Origin of the sequence: Chloroflexus sp. MS-CIW-1, assembly GCF_030444705.1 — a bacterium.
Classification (GTDB): Bacteria; Chloroflexota; Chloroflexia; order Chloroflexales; family Chloroflexaceae; genus Chloroflexus.
Window position 1 is genome coordinate 345,531 of the sequence record NZ_JAUBWR010000003.1, and the last position, 23,174, is coordinate 368,704.

At 53.5% G+C, this 23,174-nt stretch carries 21 protein-coding genes; 18 read left to right on the plus strand and 3 right to left on the minus strand.

The features are described from left to right. Nucleotides 1-247: 247 nt before the first annotated feature. Nucleotides 248-625 (plus strand): Rieske (2Fe-2S) protein, encoded by a 378-nt coding sequence (locus QTO31_RS18520; protein WP_301430615.1) that lies wholly within the window; start codon nt 248-250, stop codon nt 623-625. 307 nt (nt 626-932) lie between these two features. Here the strand turns inward: QTO31_RS18520 and QTO31_RS18525 are convergent, their stop codons facing one another. Then, complete coding sequence (locus QTO31_RS18525; RefSeq protein ID WP_301430616.1) at nt 933-2,567, minus strand: TolB family protein; 1,635 nt, start codon at nt 2,565-2,567, stop codon at nt 933-935. A 531-nt stretch (nt 2,568-3,098) separates the two neighbouring features. Here QTO31_RS18525 and adhP point away from each other — a divergent pair. The 5 genes from adhP (at nt 3,099) to QTO31_RS18550 (ending at nt 8,475) form a co-directional block, all read left to right on the plus strand. Further along, complete coding sequence (gene adhP, locus QTO31_RS18530; protein WP_301430619.1) at nt 3,099-4,121, plus strand: alcohol dehydrogenase AdhP; 1,023 nt, start codon at nt 3,099-3,101, stop codon at nt 4,119-4,121. 637 nt (nt 4,122-4,758) lie between these two features. Then, nucleotides 4,759-6,342, plus strand: a complete 1,584-nt coding sequence (locus QTO31_RS18535; protein ID WP_031459190.1) for an acyl-CoA carboxylase subunit beta — start codon at nt 4,759-4,761, stop codon at nt 6,340-6,342. A 132-nt stretch (nt 6,343-6,474) separates the two neighbouring features. Next, the gene (locus QTO31_RS18540; protein ID WP_301430621.1) at nt 6,475-6,837 is read left to right on the plus strand and encodes an OadG family protein; all 363 of its coding nucleotides are present in this window, start codon (nt 6,475-6,477) and stop codon (nt 6,835-6,837) included. Between the two features lie 76 nt (nt 6,838-6,913). Then, nucleotides 6,914-7,306: a biotin/lipoyl-containing protein gene (locus tag QTO31_RS18545; protein ID WP_301430623.1), complete on the plus strand. Its 393-nt coding sequence runs from the start codon at nt 6,914-6,916 to the stop codon at nt 7,304-7,306. After that, nucleotides 7,306-8,475 carry a sodium ion-translocating decarboxylase subunit beta gene (locus QTO31_RS18550; RefSeq protein ID WP_301430625.1) on the plus strand — a complete coding sequence of 390 codons (1,170 nt, stop codon included), beginning with the start codon at nt 7,306-7,308 and terminating at the stop codon, nt 8,473-8,475. The genes QTO31_RS18545 and QTO31_RS18550 overlap by 1 nt, the downstream gene beginning before the upstream one ends. On the opposite strand, the gene QTO31_RS18555 is transcribed toward QTO31_RS18550, so the two are convergent. Beyond that, nucleotides 8,462-9,367, minus strand: a complete 906-nt coding sequence (locus tag QTO31_RS18555; protein WP_031459194.1) for an NADH:flavin oxidoreductase — start codon at nt 9,365-9,367, stop codon at nt 8,462-8,464. The two genes, QTO31_RS18550 and QTO31_RS18555, sit on opposite strands and share 14 nt — an antisense overlap. Nucleotides 9,368-9,591: 224 nt before the next feature. On the opposite strand from QTO31_RS18555, the gene QTO31_RS18560 reads away from it, so the two are divergent. The 12 genes from QTO31_RS18560 (at nt 9,592) to QTO31_RS18615 (ending at nt 22,074) form a co-directional block, all read left to right on the plus strand. Next, complete coding sequence (locus QTO31_RS18560; RefSeq protein WP_301430626.1) at nt 9,592-10,713, plus strand: L,D-transpeptidase; 1,122 nt, start codon at nt 9,592-9,594, stop codon at nt 10,711-10,713. 145 nt (nt 10,714-10,858) lie between these two features. Further along, nucleotides 10,859-11,992: a hypothetical protein gene (locus tag QTO31_RS18565; RefSeq protein ID WP_301430628.1), complete on the plus strand. Its 1,134-nt coding sequence runs from the start codon at nt 10,859-10,861 to the stop codon at nt 11,990-11,992. 107 nt (nt 11,993-12,099) lie between these two features. Beyond that, nucleotides 12,100-13,281 (plus strand): response regulator, encoded by a 1,182-nt coding sequence (locus QTO31_RS18570; RefSeq protein WP_301430629.1) that lies wholly within the window; start codon nt 12,100-12,102, stop codon nt 13,279-13,281. A 288-nt stretch (nt 13,282-13,569) separates the two neighbouring features. Next, nucleotides 13,570-14,511, plus strand: a complete 942-nt coding sequence (gene atpB, locus QTO31_RS18575) for a F0F1 ATP synthase subunit A (protein WP_301430630.1) — start codon at nt 13,570-13,572, stop codon at nt 14,509-14,511. A gap of 88 nt (nt 14,512-14,599) precedes the next feature. After that, the gene (gene atpE / locus QTO31_RS18580) at nt 14,600-14,830 is read left to right on the plus strand and encodes an ATP synthase F0 subunit C (protein WP_301430631.1); all 231 of its coding nucleotides are present in this window, start codon (nt 14,600-14,602) and stop codon (nt 14,828-14,830) included. Between the two features lie 30 nt (nt 14,831-14,860). Then, nucleotides 14,861-15,355: a F0F1 ATP synthase subunit B gene (locus QTO31_RS18585; protein WP_301430633.1), complete on the plus strand. Its 495-nt coding sequence runs from the start codon at nt 14,861-14,863 to the stop codon at nt 15,353-15,355. A 47-nt stretch (nt 15,356-15,402) separates the two neighbouring features. Further along, nucleotides 15,403-15,879 (plus strand): ATP synthase F1 subunit delta, encoded by a 477-nt coding sequence (gene atpH / locus QTO31_RS18590; protein WP_301430635.1) that lies wholly within the window; start codon nt 15,403-15,405, stop codon nt 15,877-15,879. Nucleotides 15,880-15,938: 59 nt separating this feature from the next. Further along, complete coding sequence (atpA, locus tag QTO31_RS18595; RefSeq protein ID WP_301430637.1) at nt 15,939-17,507, plus strand: F0F1 ATP synthase subunit alpha; 1,569 nt, start codon at nt 15,939-15,941, stop codon at nt 17,505-17,507. Nucleotides 17,508-17,569: 62 nt separating this feature from the next. After that, nucleotides 17,570-18,442 (plus strand): F0F1 ATP synthase subunit gamma, encoded by an 873-nt coding sequence (locus tag QTO31_RS18600; RefSeq protein WP_031459202.1) that lies wholly within the window; start codon nt 17,570-17,572, stop codon nt 18,440-18,442. 18 nt (nt 18,443-18,460) lie between these two features. Beyond that, nucleotides 18,461-19,876, plus strand: a complete 1,416-nt coding sequence (atpD, locus tag QTO31_RS18605) for a F0F1 ATP synthase subunit beta (RefSeq protein WP_028459294.1) — start codon at nt 18,461-18,463, stop codon at nt 19,874-19,876. A gap of 66 nt (nt 19,877-19,942) precedes the next feature. Beyond that, nucleotides 19,943-20,362, plus strand: a complete 420-nt coding sequence (locus tag QTO31_RS18610) for a F0F1 ATP synthase subunit epsilon (protein ID WP_012258892.1) — start codon at nt 19,943-19,945, stop codon at nt 20,360-20,362. Nucleotides 20,363-21,063: 701 nt separating this feature from the next. Then, a complete protein-coding gene (locus tag QTO31_RS18615; protein WP_028459292.1) occupies nt 21,064-22,074 on the plus strand; it encodes a rod shape-determining protein in 1,011 nt (336 codons plus the stop codon). 48 nt (nt 22,075-22,122) lie between these two features. Here QTO31_RS18615 and QTO31_RS18620 read toward each other — a convergent pair whose 3' ends face one another. Further along, nucleotides 22,123-23,103: a DinB family protein gene (locus tag QTO31_RS18620; RefSeq protein ID WP_301430639.1), complete on the minus strand. Its 981-nt coding sequence runs from the start codon at nt 23,101-23,103 to the stop codon at nt 22,123-22,125. Between the last annotated feature and the right edge of the window lie 71 nt (nt 23,104-23,174).

The window sequence follows — 23,174 nt, forward strand, 5'->3', positions numbered from 1 at the left end:
GTGTCCTACCCTGCTACGAGCGAGAGGGTTGGCAACTCGCTCTTCTCTGAACGGTGCAGATGATCATCGTTGGAAAACACTTTATTACGATGGGAATAGTAACGTTCAACAAAAAATCGCATCTCTCATGTAGAATGATAATTAGGAGATGCCAGTCTGTAATTTCCCACAACCTCTACGAGCAACGGTAGAGAAGCGGAAGCAGATAACAGACAGCAACGAGCGATGACAGGAAGGGAGCAAATCCATGCGCGTAAAAATCGGCACATCGACAGACTTCCCTGAATCGACACTTGTCTCAGTCACCGGTGACGGTATCAACATCCTGGCCGTGCGTATCAATGGTAGTGTCTACGCAGTTCATGCACTCTGTCCCCATCTCAATCTCTCGCTCAGAAATGGTACCCTCGAAGGTCATGTTATCACATGCCCGTGGCACGGCTCAAAATTTGACATACGCACCGGCAAGAATCTGGACTGGGTACAGGGCATTGGCGGCTTCAAGATGCCAGGCTGGTCACGGGCACTGATCGCTTTAGGGAAGGAACCAACACCGCTTACTACCTATCCGGTTAGTGAAGAAAATGGTCAGGTCTTCGTCGAGTTACCGAAACGACCAGGGTGAAGACAAGATTCGGTGATTGCCAAAAGTCGCGTAGGCAAAGCCTTGTGCCCTTTACCCTTCTGCTTCCGCAGTGGGATGGGGCGGGAGCGAATAAAACGTTTAAGCAAACGTCCAGTTGATAGCGTTTGCAGTGCGCACCCTGTCGTACCCCTTACGAATCGCCACTAGGGGCGGGTTCCTGACCCGCCCCCGCACCTGTTGATCTCGCACGATGGAGGTATCACGTATATCTGCTATTTTTCCTCGAACGCCAATGTCTCTAGAAAAGGGCTAACTCCCATAGAAGAGGCGTTTCCTTCCTCAGTTGTCAATTCCGCGTCACGAGTGGAACGAAGACACGCTGCAACGTAGATCCCGGTCGCCAGTCGGCCTCTAGTGCCCGACCATCGGTGGTGATTGGTCCAGTCGCACCACTAGTAACATCGAGCCACCAAATATCCGTTCCACCATCGAGACGATGAAGTGTGTAAACCAGATACATCCCATCAGGAGACCAGCGCACATGATCAATACTGCGCCCATGATCGGCAAACAACAGCATGCGCGGATTGCTCAGATTTTGCCGATCATAGAGCACAATAGCGTTGGTACGTTCACTTCTATCCTCAGAAGGACTACTGGTATCTCGCTTGACGACAAAACGGCGACCATCAGGTGCCCAAACCGGTTGACTTTCGGCACGATGAGCGATCAGAAGATTCTCGCGGGACGATGGCAGGTCGGCTTCCCAAATCCCGGTCGTTCGATTGTTCCCAAAGCTCTCGAACAATAGTTGGCGGTTGCGATTGATACTCGGATTCGCAGCAAAACTGGCCACGTCAGTGGGAGTAAGTGCAGGTGGTACCGGTGAGAGATACACGTCAGCTCGACCACCAGAGATGCGGCCATCACAGAAAGTGAGGAACCCAACATTCGTAAATGCGAGTCGCTGTCCGTCCGGCATCCAGGTCAGCCTATTCACACGCACAATGCTGGATGGAGTCTCGCTTTGTCCTGGCAGTGCTACGAATGGACAACGCGACCCTTTTTGACTCTGGGTTTGATAGAGCTGTCTACTGCCACTCCCATCGGCATTCAACACTGTTATCGCAGTTGCAGCCAAATTATTCTGTGGGTCAGGATCAGGAACAGGCCAGGGCCAGGTATTATTGTCGGCTACCGCAATCTGTTGAGCATTGGGTGACCACACTGGAGAGCGCACGTTGTTCAGTAAGCCACGATAAATGAGTTGCAGATTGCTGCCATCAGTATCCATGCGGTACAACCAACGGTTGGAGCCTTCGGCGCGAACCACTGCTAACGGACGGCTCCCATCACCACGGAGGGCAGGAGGTAACGGTGCAGGGGCTGTACGCAGATCAGCCGCAACAACCTGTACCTCATCAATCAGGAGAGCTGCATCTCGTTCGACAGGAACATCTCCCTGTATCACGATAGAGAAGCGCAACGTTTGTCCACGCACAAGATCAAGTCGATCATCGGTTAACACCGTGCGATACAACTGCCAGCCCGGTGGCTGATCGGTTGAAAAACTCCCTAGCTTAACCCCACCTAAATCCGGATCAAACTGATAAAAACCGCGGGCCAGAAAAATATCGACACTTGTACCCGCAAAGCCACGAAACCAAAAGGAAACGGTCACGGCACGTGCATTTGCCGGAATACTGAGTGACTGGCTCAGAATCTGCTTGGGCACACTATTATTGGGAAGCTGAGGACAATCACTTCCATCGGCACTTATTCCCATAACAATCGCATAACGACCAGCATAAACGAACTCAGCACCTTCTGATTGAGCGTCAACCAGGCCAACTTTGCCGCACGCCTCCCAGGCAGCTCCCTGCTGCTCGAACCCACCGTCCTGAAGCAGATTTGACGATGCCGTCTGAGCAGATGGACTGTCATGCGACGCCGTGTTAGGGAGCAATGAGGTGGAAGACATTGCGAAAACTGAAGGAGAGCGACCGGACACCGTTGAAATTAGTCCGCAGACCAATATAAAGAGAAGATACGGTATGAAGCGATTCATCAACTTCCTCCAGACTGCTGTCGATGAGTGCGACTACCAATCCCCAACGAACACAAACGATACCGTACAAGGAGTAAACACCGATCAGAACATTCTTTCTCGACGTTATACATATCCTTATTAGGGAATAATACCCCTACAGATAGAGGAATTTATTAATCTGCGACAAAATCAGGTGCTAACTATATGATAACACGTCTATTGAAGAGGTCTTATTACATTTTTGCAAACTTTTATTTTAATCTACATAAATATTAAAACTCATAAACAAAATTTTAACCACAATTTCGATCTTGACAACACCATGATTACATGGTATTATGGCGAGTAATCACGAGAATTAACATCAAGATAACTCTTTTCACCAAAAACCTTACATATCTAAATTATTGAATATTCCAGTTTTCAGGTTTCAGGGTTCAATATCTCAAAGAGGAGGTAACCATGACCAGGACGATGAAAGCGGCGGTCGTACACGCCTTCCATCAACCTCTCGTCATCGAGGAGGTACCAGTTCCAGAGCCGGGTCCAGGGCAAATTGTTGTCAAGGTCGAAGCGTCGGGTGTCTGTCACACCGATCTCCACGCCGCCGAAGGAGATTGGCCGATCAAACCGAAATTACCCTTAATTCCTGGTCACGAAGCTGTAGGGTATGTCGCAGCAGTCGGAAGTGGTGTCAAAACTGTTAAAGAAGGGGACCGCGTTGGTGTTCCCTGGTTACACACTGCCTGTGGTTACTGCGAATATTGTCTCGATGGGCGGGAGACACTCTGTACACAACAGAAAAATACCGGCTATTCTGTCGATGGAGGGTATGCCGAATACGTCCTGGCTGACCCAAATTACGTTGGACACTTACCGGACGGGGTTGATTTTGCCGAGATTGCGCCAGTGCTTTGCGCTGGAGTTACGGTATACAAAGGGATCAAAGCAACCGATGTTCGTCCTGGTCAATGGATTGTTATCTCTGGTATCGGTGGTCTTGGTCACATGGCCGTGCAGTATGCCAAAGCGATGGGTATGAATGTCGTAGCAGTTGATATTGCTGACGAAAAACTGCAATTTGCCCGTCAACTCGGTGCTGATTTGACGGTTAACGCATTGACAGAAGACCCAGGCGAGCGCATCCAGCGTGAAATCGGCGGTGCTCACGGGGTGCTGGTAACAGCGGTATCACGCAAGGCATTCGAGCAAAGCCTAGGTATGGTACGGCGCGGTGGTACCATTGCCTTCAACGGCTTACCTCCTGGTGAATTTCCGGTATCGATCTTCGATGTTGTTCTGAGAGGAATTACGTTACGCGGTTCAATTGTCGGCACCCGCCTTGATCTACAAGAATCACTTGCTTTTGCCGGCGCTGGGAAGGTACGGGCAAAGGTTCGTGTCGAACCGCTTGAGAAGATCAATCAGGTGTTTGCAGAAATGAAGGAGGGTAAGATTGAAGGGAGAGTCGTGCTTACGATGTAGCTGCATACGGTAGTGAGACGATTTCTCTGCTAGTACATAGCCGAGGAATCGTCTGAAAAATCCCTTCCTGATACAATGTGACCACGTTTCCCCTGCATCGTGGAGCGATTCAATTCCTTAGACAGTTCGGTGTACCACCACTCATACGGAGTGAAGAAGTGCAGCTTCTTCACTCCATCTACATTTGGCTCACTTCCGCTGATACGGTGTCCATAGGGATGTTCAATATTTTCCCCACCCAGCAGTGGCGATAGAGGAGTGAGTAGGAGAAGAGGCATGCATCTCCCTCTTTCGAAGATTGTCTGCGGTACGTTCCCGTTGTCTCACCGATCATTCTCATCACCGTCTCAGGAGTGACGGGCTGGGAACTCACCCACGGGATGGGCAACCATCATCCCCACGACGATGAAAAGACGCAACTGTGCAGACTAACTAATAGTTACCAACTCACAACCCCAACAATTTACAGTTGCCAAAGAATGACCCTATCTTACCTCTCGCAACTATTGCCAGTGCTATACTAACATCCGTCAACATCTAAGCCCGCAACTAACTTCAGAGCAACAAACCGAGTTAGAGCTGTTTTGCCCATCAGGCAGTTCGGTAGATGGTTGTTTTCGTACAAGGAGATACAACCATGACTCAACATGAGTCTGAAGCGACCAATATAGTACCCACTTCCATGCGTGCCCGCATTGAAATGCTGCGCCAGCGCCGACACCGTCTTGAGCAGGGTGGTGGCCCAGAACGCATTGCTCGCCAACACCAGGCCGGCAAATTGACTGCTCGCGAGCGAATTCATCTTCTGATCGAGCCAGAAACCTTTCAAGAGCTGTTCCTTTTTTCTCATCATCGGTGTACAGCATTTGGGATGGCCGGTAAGGAGATGCCTGGCGAAGGGGTGATTACCGGTTGTGGCAGTGTCGATGGGCGGCAAGTCTTTGTCGCTGCACAAGATTTTACTGTCGCCGGTGGATCGGTTGGTGAAATGCACGCTGACAAAATCTGTCAGACGATGGATTTGGCCTTAAAGTGCGGGTCGCCGTTCATCACGATTAACGATAGCGGGGGGGCACGTATTCAGGAAGGGATTGATGCCCTGAGTGGTTATGGTCGCATCTTCTACCGTAATGTGTTGCTCTCCGGTGTCGTGCCTCAGATTGCGATTATTGCCGGGCCATGTGCCGGTGGCGCCGCGTATTCACCAGCCCTGATGGATTTTATCATTATGGTACGGGGCAGTGAGATGTTTATTACCGGTCCCGAAGTACTCAAGCAGGTCACAGGAGAACAGGTAACCGGTGAAGAGCTTGGTGGACCGGAAGCTCAGATCCGAAGTGGAGTTGCACACTTTGTCGCTGAAAATGATGCCGAGGCGATTGCGCTTTGTAAGCGTTTATTGAGCTTTTTGCCATCGAATAATCTCGAAGACCCACCTGATCGTGGTGACGGTGAACTACGCTTCTACAATGATCCCGTTCTCGACACCATGATCCCCGATGATCCGCGTGAACCTTACGATGTTATCCCGATCATCAAACGGATTGTCGATGACGGTGATTTTCTCGAAGTGCAACGCGGTTTTGCCGATAATGCTGTGATCGGCTTCGCTCGTATCGATGGTAGTACGGTAGGAATCGTTGCCAATCAGCCCACTGTTATGGCTGGCGTTCTCGACATTGATGCCTCTGATAAGATTGCCCGCTTTGTTCGGTTCTGCAACGCTTTCAATATTCCACTCATTACCTTTATTGACGTGCCTGGTTTCTTGCCGGGTGTGGCCCAAGAGCGTGGCGGTATTATTCGCCACGGTGCGAAGATGTTGTTTGCTTATTCGGCAGCGACAACGCCTAAAATCTCAATTATTCTACGCAAGGCTTATGGTGGGGCATACCTGGCAATGTGTGGGAAAGACCTGGGCGCTGACCGGGTGGCCGCCTGGCCGAGTGCTGAGATTGCGGTTATGGGGCCAGAAGGAGCGGTCAATATCATCTACCGTGACCAGATTAAGCAGGCTGATGATCCGGCAGCAGCGCGGGCCGAGTTCGTTAAGCTGTACCGCGCCGAATTTGCCTCTCCCTACGTTGGCGCCGGTCGCAATCTGATCGATAGCATCATTGTACCGAGTGAGACCCGTCGCTATCTTAGCCTGGCCCTGGCATCACTACGTACCAAACGCGAGTTCCGTCCGCAGAAGAAGCACGGGCTGGTGCCGCTATAGACTGATCGCAAAAGAGCGGATCACGCCTATCTCAACATCTACACCAGCTCCAATCCGAACGTGAACACCCCTCACACAATGAGATTCACGAGAACATGTGTGCACGCCCAGAAAACGATTGAAGGAACCGCTATGATTGATCTTACTACGAACCCATTACTGGTTGGCTTTCAAATCGCGATCACGGGGCTCAGCATCGTGTTCATTGTACTTACCATCGTTGCATTTGCGCTGAGTATCCTCAACCGCAGTCAAGGTCTGTTCCAGCCAAAAACAGTGAGCGCCACGAAACCGGACGTACCGCAAGGAAGCACATCTTCAACCACTACCGACCAGCTCGATCCACAACTGATCGCGATTCTCACGGCTGCTGCGGTCGCAACCCTTGACCAACCGGTACGTATCTTGCGGGTACGCTACTACCGACAACTGGCGGTGAACTGGGCACGTTTAGGACGGGTCAGTGTGATGGCGGCCCGTCAGTTGCGACGGTAGATCATGGACAGGAATTTGGAAACGATGGATGGTAATTGTTGTATCACCGCATTTCAGGTTGAATGACGGAGAGACTATGAAACGCTTGCGTATAACGGTAAACGGTGTGACCTACGAGGTCGAGGTCGAGGTACTACAAGATGATGATGAGTCGGCTTTGCACGCTCCAACCAGTATCAACGCCGTACCACCACCACCACGTACTCCTACTACACCTGCTACAGCGCCAGACACACCACCACCAAGCTCAACCGGTCCTGGGGTGCTGGTATCACCAATCGCCGGCATTGTTGCCGAAATTAAAGTTAAGGTCGGCGATCAGGTCAAAGAAAACGATCCGTTGGTTGTGATCGAAGCGATGAAGATGAATTCAAACGTCAGTTCACCCGTTGCAGGTACCATTCGTGCAATCAACGTCAAAGTTGGCGACTCGGTGCGTCAGGGTCAACCACTACTGGAGTTTGCCTGATGGAATGGCTTATCGGCTTTTTTGAAGCAAGCGGGATCGCCCATCTGGCATGGGGTAATCTGCTCATGATCGTCGTCGGATGCGTGTTCGTCTATCTTGCCATTACCCGCGGATTCGAGCCACTGCTGCTGGTACCGATTGGCTTCGGTATCATTCTTGGCAACATGCCTTTTGAGCCGGGTATGGGGCAGGGAGTCTACGATCAGGGCAGCGTCTTGAATTACATCTACTTCGGAGTGATCACCGGTATCTTCCCGCCCCTCATCTTCCTTGGCATTGGAGCAATGACCGACTTCTCGGCACTGATTGCCCAGCCTCGCTTGATCCTGCTTGGCGCTGCGGCACAGCTCGGTATCTTCTTTACCCTCTTGATGGCTATTGTCCTCGGTCAGTATTTCCCATTTCTCGATCTGGCTGACCCCAACGATCCACTCCGCCTGCTCCGCGCCGCAGCCGCGATTGGCATTATCGGCGGGGCTGATGGACCAACCGCCATTTTTATCGCATCGCGCCTTGCGCCTGATCTGCTCGGCACCATTGCCGTCTCTGCCTACTCGTACATGGCCCTGGTGCCAGTTATTCAACCACCCATTATGTACTTATTGACCAGCCGCGAAGAACGGCTCATTCGGATGCCACCGCCAGCCGAGATTGGTCGAACGCAGCGCATCATATTCCCGATCATTGGTTTGATTGTGTGTGTACTCATTGTCCCAGACACGTTACCTCTCCTGGGAATGCTCTTCTTTGGCAATTTGCTTAAGGAGAGCGGGGTAACTGAACGCCTGGCCAGAACGGCACGTAGCGCGCTGATCGATAGTGTGACGATCATGCTCGGCTTGACAGTCGGGGCCAGCACGCAAGCCAGTAACTTCCTGACCCCGCGCTCAATCGTCGTTTTTGCCCTCGGCGCCTGCGCGTTCGCCATTTCTACTGCGGGTGGTATCCTGTTTGCCAAACTGTACAATCTATTTACCAGGAACAAAATTAACCCCTTGATCGGCGCGGCCGGAGTATCGGCAGTACCTATGTCGGCGCGAGTGGCCCATACTGTCGCCCAGGCGGAAGACCCGCAAAACTTTTTGATCTGGCAGGCAATGTGTCCGAACGTTGCTGGTGTGATTGGCTCGGCAGTGGCAGCCGGTGTGTTGCTGGTCATTTTACGTTAGCTGACCACAATGCCCGACGTGCCAGGTGCGGCCATTCGGGAAGCAGACGTAACGCGGTACACAGCATCACCAGATCAACACTCCCTTCTCGAATCAGGCTGTCGGCCAGCCAGGGATCACTCAACTGACCTGAACCGATCACGATGGCTTCGCTCGCAATGCGCCGAATACCTACCACTAGCGGTATCGTCCAGCCCGGAAAACGAGCGACATCAGGAGTGTAGCGATTGAGCGTGACATCGAGAAATTGTGCCCCGGCGGCAACAGCCCGCCGGGCAATGATTCGTGCATCCTGATGCGTCAGACCACCTGGCACCAACTCGGCCACCGGCATGCGTAAACCAACCCAGAGCCGACGCCCAAAACAGAGATGGATCTGCTCAAGAATCGTTAACACTGGCTGAATCCGTTCAGCAATTGACGGTTGTACGTGACCATCTGGCTGACATCCTGCGGCAACCATAGCCGCCAGTTCTCCCTGATCGGCAATCGAGATGAAGACTCCATCAGCACCGGCTGCTAAAGCGCGCCACGCAGCCTGAACATAACGCTCGACCAGATCGTACAGGGGTGATGTACCTGGTAGCATTTCCAATAAAAAAACGATTCGACTACCGAAGGCATGCGCCGCTGCGGTGAGACGGCGTAACGCGGGCAGATAGCAATCATGCCAGATACCGAGATGCGCCATCGGTGTGAGTGGTTCCTCGACAAGCATTGGCTCGGTGATAATCATACCCACTCCACCCATAGCGCGCCGCTCGTAGTAACTGACCAATGCACTATGGCAGAATCCATCACGGCCAGCCAGACCGCTGGGTGCCGGTGCCATCACAATGCGATTGCGTAATTGCTGACCGGCTACCTGTAGCGGGGTGAAGAGATCTGCCATACAAAACTCTCTACACTACTACGCAACGGTGAAACAAAACTCATCCCAGTCCTAAAGGGTTTTGCTTGCTACCGGTTTTCAATCCGTATAATACTGTTTCTAACTGATATAATAGCTCTATCAATATTACAAGGTATACCAGCACTAAAGTGAAGCATTTGGTGTTCGGTTAGCAACAAAGCATCCATCGTCGAAGACCCGCTGGACACTCATGGAGTCTGGAAATGTCTGCGTCTCACCACCCATTATCTCCTCAATTATCGCTGATCTGGCTGCTCGGATGGAGCTTCCTGATCGCAATGGTTACCTTGCAGATGAATCTGGTTGCGGCACGGTCAAATCCTCCAAAAAACCTCCCGGTTGTGCGTACCGTCTACTTCCCGCAGACCGGTCATCACCTCTCGGATCGCGTTGGCTTCCTTGACTTCTGGCGGGCAAACGGCCAACTGCTTACCTTCGGTATGCCGATCAGTGAAGAACTGGTTATCGATGGCCGCATTGTGCAATACTTCGAGCGTGCCCGATTCGAGTATCATCCTGAGTATGCCAAAACAGTGCAGCAGGTGCAACTTGGGCTAATCGGTCGTGAATGGCTGGCACATCACTCACTCAGCCTGCCACCAAACAGTAATCTTGATACCGGTGCGTTTTTTCCCGAAACCGGTTATTCGCTGCAAGGCGAATTTCTCGAATTTTGGCAACGCCACGGCGGCCTCGTGATCTTTGGCTTCCCACTGAGTGAACAAGTTGACGAAAATGGTACGCTTGTCCAATATTTCGAGCGTGCCCGGTTCCGCTACCGGCCGGAAGCGCTTTCACCGTTTCTCCGCCAACAAGAGACGATCTACGGTATAGACCTCGATAGTCTCTTTGAAGTTCATATTGACGAACTCGGACGAGAAATCGCCCGCTTACAGAACGTCAACACTGATCCGGTCGCACGTCTCCCCGGTGCAGTAGACTGGAGTCCCGGACTGTGGTCACGTCGAATCGAAGTCGATCTCAGCCGCCAATACCTTTTTGCCTACGAAGATGAGCTGCTGGTCTTTTCCGCACCGGTCGCTACCGGACGCGATGGCTTCAATACCCCGCGTGGTGATTTCACGATCTACTACCGTATTCCCGAACAGACAATGACCGGTTGTCTCGGTGGGGAATGCTGGTATGTACCCAACATCCCCTGGGTGCAGTATATCGTAGGCGGGGTAGCGCTGCACGGCACTTACTGGCACAACGCTCACGGCAGCGGGGTACGAATGTCGCATGGGTGTATCAATTTACGCATCGACGACGCCCAATGGCTCTACGAATGGGCAGACCTCGGTGTTCCGGTCAAGATTTATTGAACACGTTCTAAAAAAATGCCGCTGGCACAGGAACGCGGGCCTGTAGCTTGCGTTGCGCAGCCTGGAAGATGCCCCCTGCGCCTTCCCCTGTTCACGTGGTATAATTATCGTATGCCTATACCCCTGCACGAAATACGGAATCGCTATGCTGTACGTACCGGATGGCGTCCCGCCAATCATTGCAAGCACTCTAGCCCGCATTGAACGCACCCTCCCTCAACCAGGCGAAATTCTGGTCAGAAAGGGAGGCAGAGTGGAACCTGACGATGTGGTAGCACGGGGAAAAAGTGATACAGCACCATACGTGATTAACCTGGCGCAAGCGCTCAACCTGCCACCTGAACAGGCTGCCCGTACCGTTGTCAGCCCAATTGGTCAACCCATCAACGCTGGTGCTGTCCTGGCCCGACGCCGTGGCATGTTTGGTCGACGAGTGTTGAGTCCGGCCAACGGTATTCTCCATACGGTAGACCCGGCAACCGGCTACGCAATCATTTGCGCCGAACCGCAAACAATCACCCTCACGGCTGGCGTGCGGGGAATCGTGATGGACATCATCAACAATCAACAGGTGATCATCGAAACACCTGCTGCGCAAATCTACGGCATCGTCAGCTTCGGCGCTCATACCAACGGTGTCACCCGACTGCTGACGCTTGATCCAGGAGAACCGATCACAGAAAAAATGATTGATGCGCAGAGTATGTATGCCGTTATCATTGGCGGCAGCGGAATCAGTGCTGCTGCTCTGCGCAAAGCGGTCGAACATCAGGTTCGCGGCATCATCATCGGTAGTATCAACGAACATGAGCTGCGCACCTTCTTCCAGTTAACCAAGCGCTTACCCTGGGCCGTTGGACGTCGCAACTGGCAGTGGATGAGTCACATCACTTCACCACTCACAATTGTGTTGACGGAAGGGATCGGGAATGCGCCGATGGCCGCACCAATCTTTGAAGTACTTGCCAACAATGATCGGCGCGAAATCTTCATTGAAAGCCAAACAAGCCTCCGTCAGCCCCACCGCCGACCGCGGGTTATTATCCCGCTGTCGCGGAGTAGTAGCACGTCACTTGAACCACCACGCCCTCTATTGCGCGTTGGCGCCACAGTGCGACTGCTTGATCACGAGCATCTGGGGTCGCTCGGACGAGTGCGCAGCTTACCGGCACTCCCGCAACGACTACCGTCTGGAGTACGCACGCCCGCCGTTGAAGTGCTGGTCGACAATGGCGAAGCAATCTGGCTGCCACGTAGCTGTGTGGAAGTCATTGCCTGAAGTGCGAGCCTCATGCCAAAAATCTGCTTCAAGCTGTAGCTATTTCGAGTATACTAGTGAACAGTAGTAGACGGTTACCACTCTGAACGATACAGAGAGAGAATTCAATGGCTTATCGTATCGTCGTGGTCGCCCGCGCTAACCCGGTTCTCCGTAGCTTATCAGGAGCGCTGAGCGGCGACGCTGAAGTACAAATCTTTGAATCGGCAAATGATGCGTTGTGGTCGATCAGCACCGAACCACCTGATGTCGTGTTGAGTGAGATCGAACTTGATGAAATGAGTGGGCTTGATTTGGCCGAAATCGTGCCGAATTTTGATCCACAGACACGAGTCATTCTTTGGGGGAACAGATTGAGTAACGCTGACCGCGATCGCGCACAAACGGCTGGCGTCGCAAAATTGCTGACCGGCGAACTCAATCTCGACATTGTACGCACAACTATTCGTGGGGTGCTCGACACGCCAGCCTCATCTCCTGCCCCTACCCCATCACCCTCTCCAACGGTCGTTACGGAGAGAGTACGTGAGGCGACACCGATGACTGACGTGGAATCATCACCAACTGAAAAGAGCGAGACGACACAGTCGTCATCGTCAGCAGAACAGGCACCACGCCGACAGTTCACACCAGCACGGATAGTCCTCCCCTCGCGGGCCGAACGAGAAGCGGCTGAACGTGCCGCCCGTGAGGCTGCCGAACGCGAGGCTGCTGAACGTGCTGCCCGCGAAGCTGCCGAGCGCGAAGCCGCTGAACGTGCCGCCCGTGAACCATCGCCTGCACGCGGTGGGCTGGCAGCCCGCTCACGTGCCGCCGCTGAACGTCGAGGTCAGACACCGACATCACCCACTTCGGTTCCTACACCAACGAGTTGGCGCAGTGAAGGCGGGCATTTAATTATCACCGAGCAAAATATTGCTGCGATTCGCAGCATTATGAGCCAGTTGGGGCAAGACCTTGGCACCCAGAGTATTATGTTAACCGACCGTGCCGGGATGATCCTGGTTGAAACGGGAGATAAGGGCAACCTGCCACTCATGGTTGTTCTCCCCCTGCTTTCAACTGGTTTTTCAACCACCGGCGAAGTCGCCCGTCAGCTTCGCGAAGAAGATGCAACCAGTGTCTATATCCACGAAGGGGTGAATATCGATCTCTACTGCTTCGACGTTGCCCAGCGCTTTCTCCTGGTGTTGATCTTCAACAAGCGCGTAGCCAGCTCAAAGATCGGGGCAGTATGGGTCAATGCCAAACGGGCAATCCGGGAACTTCGCGAGGCGCTAGCTCGTTAGCATCGCTGCCATTCCATCGCTGGTGAGGGTGGATCACCGTTCACTCTCACCAATCATCTCGCCCACGCATCAGTTGCCCATCCTGCACGGCTATGGTATACTCGGCGACGGCCTCGCTGAACAACAATGTTCCAGCGGTTGGGTGAGTTGCGAAAATATGCGAGGTAGGGTATACTGATTGTGAAAGACTGAACAAGGAAGTAGTTGTTCGTACTGTGGGCGACAGCGTAGACAAGAGGTCTTGTACATGCTGAAAAATGCCCGACGTTGTCGAGCAGGAGGTAGGCGTTGTCAACGCGGACTCGAAACATCTTAATCATTGTAGGGGCGCTTGTCATTTCGATTGCCAGTCGCTTTTTCCTCTACACCGGTGAACCACACGTAGAAGTTGCCGCTGAAGTTATTTTTGACGGCATTCCTGGTTTCCCCATCACCAATTCATTCCTTGTCTCGATCATTATCGACATCTTCGTCATTGGCCTGGCGTTTGCTGCAACCCGCAACTTGCAGATGGTACCAAGCGGTTTGCAAAACGTCATGGAGTTCACGCTCGAGTCGCTGTACAATCTCTTCCGCAACATCAATCCTCGTTACGTCGCGACCGCCTTCCCCCTGGTAGCAACCATCTTTCTCTTCGTCTTGTTTGGGAACTGGTTTGGTCTGTTGCCGGGTGTAGGATCGATTGGTGTTTGCCACGAAAAGCACAAAGGCGAGCATGCCGTGGCTGATGAGCGAGTGGCATTAGCTGCGCCAGCCGCACTGCCAGGCAATGTTTTAGCGGCTGAGAGTGTAGTAGCATACGACACCTGCGCAGCGCAGGGTAAGAAACTGGTACCGCTCTTCCGAGCACCAGCCGCCGATCTTAACTTCACCTTTGCGATTGCAGCTATCTCCTTCGTCTTCATCGAGTATTGGGGCTTCCGTGCTCTTGGCCCTGGCTACTTGAAGAAGTTCTTTAACACGAACGGCATTATGTCGTTTGTGGGGATTATCGAGTTCATCTCCGAACTGGTGAAGCCCTTCGCTCTGGCCTTCCGTCTTTTTGGGAACATCTTCGCAGGTGAGGTGTTGCTGGTAGTCATGGCATTCCTGGTTCCACTCTTGCTACCACTACCCTTCTACGGTTTCGAGGTGTTCGTCGGATTTATCCAGGCCTTGATCTTTGCCCTGTTGACCTACGCTTTCCTCAATATCGCCGTCACCGGCCATGACGAGGAGCATGCACATTAAGATGTTGTGTTCGTGCGGAGTATTCCGCAATGGTTTGTCATAAAGATTGGTTTCGTCGCAGAGTTTGCTTTAAGGAGGCATCTCAATCATGGAGGGTATGAATCTCGTCGCAACCGCGCTCGCTGTGGGTCTGGGCGCAATTGGGCCGGGTGTCGGCATTGGGATCATCGTGTCGGGTGCGGTGCAGGCGATTGGCCGCAATCCTGAAATCGAGAATCGGGTCGTCACCTACATGTTCATCGGTATTGCCTTTACCGAAGCACTGGCAATTTTCGGTCTGGTCATTGCGTTCTTGATCGGTTTTGGCGTCTTACAGTAAAATATTGGCGCGTTACGGGAGGTTTGAAGGGTGGAAGCATTAGGTATTAATCCGACCCTGTTTCTCGCGCAACTGATCAATTTCCTGTTGCTCATCTTCATTCTGCGAGCGCTCTTGTACCGACCGATAATGAACTTGCTGAACGAGCGCACCAAGCGGATTGAAGAGAGTGTCCGCGACGCGGAAAAGGTACGCGAGCAGTTGGCTAACGCCAGACGTGATTACGAGGCAGAAATTGCTAAGGCGCGTCAGGAAGCGGCTCGCATCGTTGCCCAGGCGCAGGAGCGGGCCAAGCAGCAGGAAGCAGAGATCATTGCGCAGGCACGTCGCGAGGCCGAGCGTTTGAAGGAAGAAGCTCGTCTCCAGGCCGAACAGGAGCGCGCTCGTATGTTGAGCGAGGCAAAGAGCCAGATCGCCGAGCTGGTGACCTTGACGGCCAGCCGTGTATTGGGGGCAGAACTCCAGGCTCGCGGCCACGATGCATTGATCGCCGAGTCGCTGGCAGCGCTTGATCGCCGTAACTAATGTCGCAGTTCCGGTAAAGACCTGGTCTGCGTGAGGAAACGAAGGGTATGGCAACGACCATTGACGCACGAGAACTGGCTGCTCCACTGGTAGAGGCACTCTTGACAACGGCTGCCGAGCAGATTCGGGCCGTTGCCCCACGTATTGCCGGTCTATCGGTCCACGATGCAGCAGCAGTATTGCCGGCTGATTTGCTACCACAGGTACGCAACTTCTTGCTCGCTATGGTAAAAGAGGGGCTGACCAGTGAACTCAACGCAGTGGCTGCTGCATTGCCAGGTTACCTCGATACTGTCGGTAGTCAGGCAATTGATGCCAGCGTCACCAGTGCGATTGAGTTGAGCGATGAGCAGAAAGAGCGCATTAGCCGCGAGTTGCAGCAACGCTACGGCAAAGTGCATGTGACGTATCAAGTTGATCCGACATTGATCGGTGGTTTGATTATTCGGGTTGGTGATCAGGTGCTGGATAACAGTCTCCGCACACGCCTGAGCGCCATCCAACGTATATTGCAGGCAAGTTAACCGTTAGAACTCAGCTCGCTGGCCCGGTATCGCCGGCGACCAGCGCGACGGAGTAGAGCATGACGACGATTACTGAAGAATTGATCGCCCGGCTGAAGCAGGGGATCACAAGCGGCGTCGACCTTCAGCCGCGTCAGGTCAATGTCGGTACGGTGATTGCCGTCGGAGACGGCGTCGCGCGGCTGTCCGGCCTTGATCAGGTCGTCGCTTCTGAGATCGTTGAATTCCCGCCGAAAGCCGGTCGCAATGAGTCGATTTATGGTATTGCCCTGAACCTCGAACAAGATAGTGTCGCCGCTATTATTCTTGGTGATGATGAAACGATCGAGGAAGGGGATATGGTCACCTCGACCGGGCGCGTTATTTCGGTACCGGTCGGGCAGGGATTGTTGGGGCGAGTGGTAAACCCACTCGGTCAACCCATCGATGGGAAAGGGCCGATCATTTACGATAAGACACGCCCAATTGAGCGTATCGCTCCTGGCGTGATTACCCGTAAGTCGGTTGATACGCCAGTACAGACCGGTATTATCGCGATTGATGCGTTGATCCCTATCGGGCGCGGGCAACGCGAGCTGATCATCGGTGACCGCCAAACCGGTAAGACCGCAGTTGCCGTTGATACCATCATCAACCAGAAAGGCCAGGGGATGGTGTGTATCTACGTTGCGATTGGGCAGCGTCGGGCACAGGTGGCGCAGGTCGTCGGGACCCTGGAGCGGTTCGGTGCGATGGAGTATACCATCGTGGTGTCAGCAACCGCTTCTGAGAGTGCTGCATTGCAATATATCGCCCCTTACGCCGGTTGTGCGATGGGTGAAGAGATTATGGAGAACGGTGTGATGCTCAATGGGCAACTGGTGAAGGATGCCCTGATCGTCTACGACGACTTGAGCAAACACGCCGTTGCTTACCGCCAGGTGTCACTCTTGCTCCGCCGTCCGCCCGGTCGTGAGGCGTATCCCGGCGACGTCTTCTACCTTCACTCACGGTTGCTCGAACGGGCAGCTCGTCTGAGCGAGGAGTACGGCGGTGGTTCACTGACCGCATTGCCGGTGATCGAAACCCAGGCCAACGACGTGTCGGCCTACATTCCAACGAACGTGATTTCGATTACCGATGGTCAGATTTACCTTGAGTCCGACCTGTTTAATGCCGGTCAACGCCCGGCGCTGAACGTTGGTATTTCAGTGTCGCGTGTAGGTGGTGCAGCTCAGACGCGGGCAATGCGCGCAGTGGCCGGTAAGTTGAAGGGTGAGCTGGCTCAGTTCCGTGACTTGGCTGCCTTTGCGCAATTTGCCAGTGATCTTGACGCAACGACCAAAGCGCAGATCGAGCGAGGTCAACGTTTGCAAGAGCTGCTGAAACAGCCACAGTATCAGCCATTGCCAGTAGAGGATCAGGTTGCTATTCTGTATGCGGCTATCAATAACTACCTTGATGATGTGCCGGTGCCGCAGATCACGAAGTGGCGTGATGATTTCCTGACCTTCCTGCGTACCGCCCATCCAGAGGTGCGGAAGCTGATCTACGACAATCGCCTTGATCGCAAGTTCCCGTCACCTGAAGTCAAGGAGGCGCTGGAATCGGCAATCAAGGAGTTTAAGGCAACCAGTAACTATAGCTAGCAGAAGACTGGCGAGCAGACGTTTCGCTGCTCGCCAGAAGCTGCAACTGCAAAGGGTTCGATATGCCGAGTAGTCGCGAGATTAAGCGCCGCATCCGATCCGTCAAGAATGTTGCTCAGATTACGCGAGCGATGGAGATGGTATCAGCATCAAAGATGCGGCGTGCACAACGGAATGTATTAGCTACCCGGCCATACGCCGACCGCATGCGAGAGGTGATGGCCAATCTGACAGCCCGAGTGGTAGGGGCAGCCCGCCGTGGAACGCTGCTCGAAAAACGCGAGACGGTGAAGAGCGTTGCGTTACTGGTGGTAACCCCTGATCGCGGTCTGTGTGGTAGCCTGGTTGCTAATGTCCTGCGTCGCGCCGGTCGTTTTATTACCGAGCAGCGCGCAATGGGGCGTACGGTCGATGTCTATACCTTCGGTCGCAAAGGACGCGATTTCTTCCTGCGCGCCGGTTTTGCCCCGGCTGGTGAAGCAACCCGGCTTGGCGATGCACCAAAGCTCGAAGCCATTCTTGGCGTGGCAATCAGTGCCATTAACGGGTTTCAGTCGGGGAAGTACGACGAACTCTACATTATTTACAGTGAGTTCATTAATACCCTGGTACAGCGTCCGGCAATTAAGCAGTTACTGCCGGTCGAAAGCCCCGATATATCCACAACAACTAACGTTGATTATACCTACGAGCCAGGGGAAGAAGAAGTTCTTAATGCCATTCTGCCGCGGTACGTTGAAACCCAGATCTATCAGGCAGTCCTTGAGAGTATTGCCAGTGAACACAGTGCACGAATGGTTGCAATGCGCAATGCAACCAACAATGCCAAAGATCTGGTACGTGATCTGACGCTGTCATTTAACAAAGCGCGGCAGGCTGCTATTACGAAAGAGGTCAGCGAGATTGCTTCGGGCGCCGCTGCTCTCACCAGTTGATGTTAAGAGGAGGAGCCGATGCCGGCCAAGGGGGTTATTCAAGAGATTATCGGTGTGGTCATTCGGGCCAAGTTCCCGGAAGACGAAGTACCGGCGATCTATAACGCAATCGAAATTCCACTAGGAAACGGTGACCGCCTTGTTTGCGAGGTGCAGCAGCAACTCGGTAATGGCGTGGTCAAAGCGGTCGCAATGGGTTCTACCGATGGTCTGCGCCGAGGCCTGGAGGTGATCGATACCGGTCGCCCGATTGCGGTACCGGTCGGCCCGGCCACACTCGGTCGCGTGTTTAATGTGTTGGGCGATCCGATTGACGGGCTGGGACCAATCGATCCAAGTGTTGAGCGACGCCCTATCCATCGCGATCCGCCGAGCTTTGAAGAGCAGAATACTCAGGCACAACTTTTTGAAACCGGTATTAAGGTTATTGATCTGATCGCACCGTTTACTCGCGGTGGTAAGACCGCTATCTTCGGCGGTGCTGGTGTGGGTAAGACGGTCGTTATCCAGGAATTGATTGCCAACATTGCTAAAGAGCAGTCGGGCTTCTCGGTGTTTGCCGGTGTAGGTGAGCGTTCGCGTGAAGGGAACGACCTGATTCACGAAATGCAGGAAGCCCGCATCGACGAAAACACGCGCGTGTTTGATAAGACCGTGATGGTTTTCGGTCAGATGAATGAGCCGCCAGGCGCCCGTTTGCGGGTTGGCCTCACCGCATTGACCATGGCCGAATATTTCCGTGATGAGGGCCGCGATATTCTGCTCTTTATCGACAATATCTTCCGCTTCGTCCAGGCCGGTTCGGAGGTCTCTTCACTGCTCGGTCGTATGCCCTCTCAGGTGGGATACCAACCGACGCTGGGAACCGAGATGGGTGAATTGCAGGAACGTATTACGTCAACTAAGCGCGGTTCAATTACCTCGATGCAGGCGGTTTACGTACCGGCAGACGACTACACCGACCCGGCTCCGGCCACGGTGTTTAGCCACCTCGACGCGACGATCTCGCTCGAACGCAGTATCGCTGAGCGGGCAATCTTCCCAGCAGTCGATCCACTGGCCTCGACATCGCGTATTCTCGATCCGAATATCGTCGGCGAAGAGCATTACCGCGTCGCTCAAGAGGTAAAGCGGGTGTTGCAACGCTATAAAGACCTCAAGGACATTATTGCCATTCTCGGTATGGAAGAGTTGAGCGATGAGGATAAATTGACCGTACAACGCGCACGCAAGATCGAGCTGTTCTTCTCGCAGCCATTTACGGTGGCGCAACAGTTTACCGGTCGGCCAGGCAAGTATGTGCCGGTGAAGAAGACGGTCGAGAGCTTTGCCCGTCTGCTCAATGGGGAGGGCGATCATATTCCAGAGTCGTTCTTCTACATGCAGGGCGATTTCGACGATGTGCTGGCCGCTTACGAGGCCAGCCAGAAGTAAGCCGGACCCAACGGCGGTCGATGACCGCCGTTGGGTATGATGTATGGTAGGCAGAAGGAGCAATCTATGCCCATCCATCTGGAGATTGTCACCGCTGAGCGTGTCATCTTATCGGATGATGTTGATATGATTAGCGCACCGACCAAAGATGGGCGCGTTGGTATTTTGCCGCGCCACGCTCCGCTGATGACGATTCTCGAACCGGGCGAGCTGGACATCATTAAAAATGGTGAACGGACGCCGTTTGCAGTATCGGGAGGATTTATGGAGGTGCTTCCGCACCGAGTAACCATTCTAGCCGATACTGTTGAACGGGCCGATGAGATCGATGAAGCACGAGCCGAGCAGGCCCGGGCCGAGGCCGAAGCGCGTCGGCGTGAAGCACAGAGCGAACGCGATATGGCATTGGCCGAAGCCAAACTCCGCAAGGAGATGGTACGCTTACGAGTGGCCCAGCTCCATAAAATAAAGCGACGCCAATCATAACAGGTCATTGTGCAGGGGGCTTCTACTACTGAGCTTACCCCTTCCACGTTTGTGTGAAGGGGTTTTTATTGTCTGTTTTTCATCGCGAGGGCTAGGGCTGAAAATCCGCTTCAACCGCATTCTTTGCTACCCAGAAATATGAAGGGTACCAGACACGTTCTGCCGCATCTCGCTGGACTACTAAATCAGGGGCCTAGCAGTCTTAGAGCCTGACCAGAAACCTGGATTTCTTATTGGTCACGTACCGTACCCATGCAACCATTGCGTTGGGAGGCCAACGTTCTGTTCATCCATCCGCAGCACGTTCCCTCTACCGAGCGGGCAGCGTCAGGCGTTGCGCGGAACAGTGCGGGTGAGCGGATGCACCTCGCTGCACCTTCCCCTTCCTCTCACTGTGGAGGAGAGGAAGGGGGCTGGGGGAAGGTGAGGGCCACCAGGCGTATGCCGCAGCACGGCCTTGTTCACCGGTTCCGTCCATTACCGCACCGCTTGGAACAGGTATAGTCGCGCCTCCAGAGGGTACTGCACAACGCAGGCCAGAGGCTCGTACTCCCAGGGAATAAGGAAAGGCAGTCAGAAACTTTGCCAATCCCTGGAACTCACGCAGAGGTGCGTAAATTTGCTATAATACGGCACGATCATGTGCAGTATGCACGCTTTGACGCACATTGCCGGTAATAACCATTTCAGTAGGAACGATTATGGCCCGCAAAATCGGGATTGATCTTGGCACTGCTAATGTCTTAGTGTACGTAAAAGGGAAGGGGATCGTTCTCTCGGAACCATCGGTCGTCGCATTGAGTACGCGCGATGGGCGGGTGCGTGCCGTGGGCGCAGAAGCGATGGCGATGTTGGGTCGCGAACCAGAGAGCATCGAAGTCGTGCGCCCAATGCGCAACGGTGTGATCGCTGATTATGTGGTGACCGAAGAGATGCTACGCCATTTTATTGGCCGTGCTGCCGGAAGGTTTCGCTTCTCGCGCCCTGAAGTGATGATCTGTATTCCCGCTGGCGTTACCAGCGTTGAAATGCGCGCAGTGCGTTATGCGGCGCTGGAAGCCGGTGCCGGCAAAGCGTATCTGATCCGTGAACCACTAGCCGCAGCAATTGGCGCTAATATTCCGATTGCTCAGCCCTCGGGAAACCTTATCATTGATATTGGTGGTGGTACCACGGAAGTAGCAGTCATCTCGCTGAACGATATTGTCGTCAGTACATCGGTGCGGGTGGGTGGTAATCGGTTCGATGAAGCTATTGCATCATATATCAAGCGTAAGTACAACTTGCTGATTGGTGAACGAACTGCCGAAGCGGTGAAGATCGAAATCGGTTCAGCCTTACCGCTCGATAAACCACTGGTAACCCAGGTTCGTGGTCGTGATCAGGTAACCGGTCTCCCACGCACGATACAGGTCGATAGCAACGAAATTACCGAGGCGATTCAGGAACCATTAGAGGCTATCGTGAACGCAGTGCGAGCGGTGCTGGTGGAAACACCGCCCGAATTAAGCTCGGATATCATCGATAAAGGGATGGTGATGACCGGTGGTGGTTCGATGCTGCGTCGCATCAATGATTTACTCACTGAGGTCACCGGCGTACCATGTTACGTCGCAGATCAGCCAGCTTCATGCGTTGCTATTGGTACTGGTCTAGCGCTAGAGAACCTCGATGTACTCTACGATAGCCTGAGTGGGCTAGATTTGACGTGATCTGATAAAGGACGGCGGAAGGGCAGATGGAATCTGCCCTTCGCGGTTTTACAAGTTGAATGCCTCATAGACTACCATAACTGCCTGATTGCCCTTATGCAAGAGATTGTGTCGCATCTGGGCTAATTCAATCAGGTGTCCCTGCTCGTGCGAAACTACCCAATTCCCCTGATGTAAAAGTGGTACAGGACCGAAGATTTCGTGGAAGCCGATTCGCTGCCACGCCGCCTGAGTTAAACCGCGCAACAGATTTAACGTCTGCTGACGGCTTGAAATGTACTGTTCAAGGAGATCATCGATAGGCACAGTACGGTACTTCATCGCGTGCTGAAGGGTTGGTGGGTGGGCAGTAGACAGTTTGGGCTGATTCGTCTCGAGAATCATCCATGCCCGTTCGCGAAACACGATATCCATATCGATCAGATGCCCGATCAGGTCCTTAAAGGCGGGAAGGCCGTTTACCGGAGTTGACAGTTGCTCTTCCGTCAGACCACGCACCAAATCTTGAACGGTACGCATCCCCTGTTCCAGACGGCGCACAATTGTAGACGGCCCTAGTGTCCCCATTCCATCAACGATGCGGAAACTGAGAAAACCCTCACGGACGGTACCGCATTCGGGGCAGAATGGCGGCGGATCACCTTCCATAAGATGACCGCATGTGCTGCACACGAAGAGATCGCCTAATTCGGTGTAGGTAAGATCACGCCCGGCGGCAAGTGCCCGCACCGCTCGTTCAAGTAGCTCCCGTTGAAATGGGCTGGTACCGGTGACCGGACCGGTCGCTACAGCCTCCGGCTCTAGACCGGCCAGCGCTCGATCGATGTTAGCTATCGTCTTGGATACTTCTCCCAAACGATAAAGAGCGTGCTCGGCTCGAACCTGCTTCACTGCTGCCGAAGCTTCTAGCAGCCGTGCAATGTTAAAGAAACGTTCGCGACGTGCCTGACGGGCCCATGCTGCATACGCTGTCTGACCGATGCTCATGCTCACCAGCAGGCGGCGATCCTCGCTACTGCTATCTGTCATACATTCTGCTCCCAACATCAAAGCGCATCTCTATACTGAACGTCCTCATTCTTGGCGGGGTAGGCGAGCGC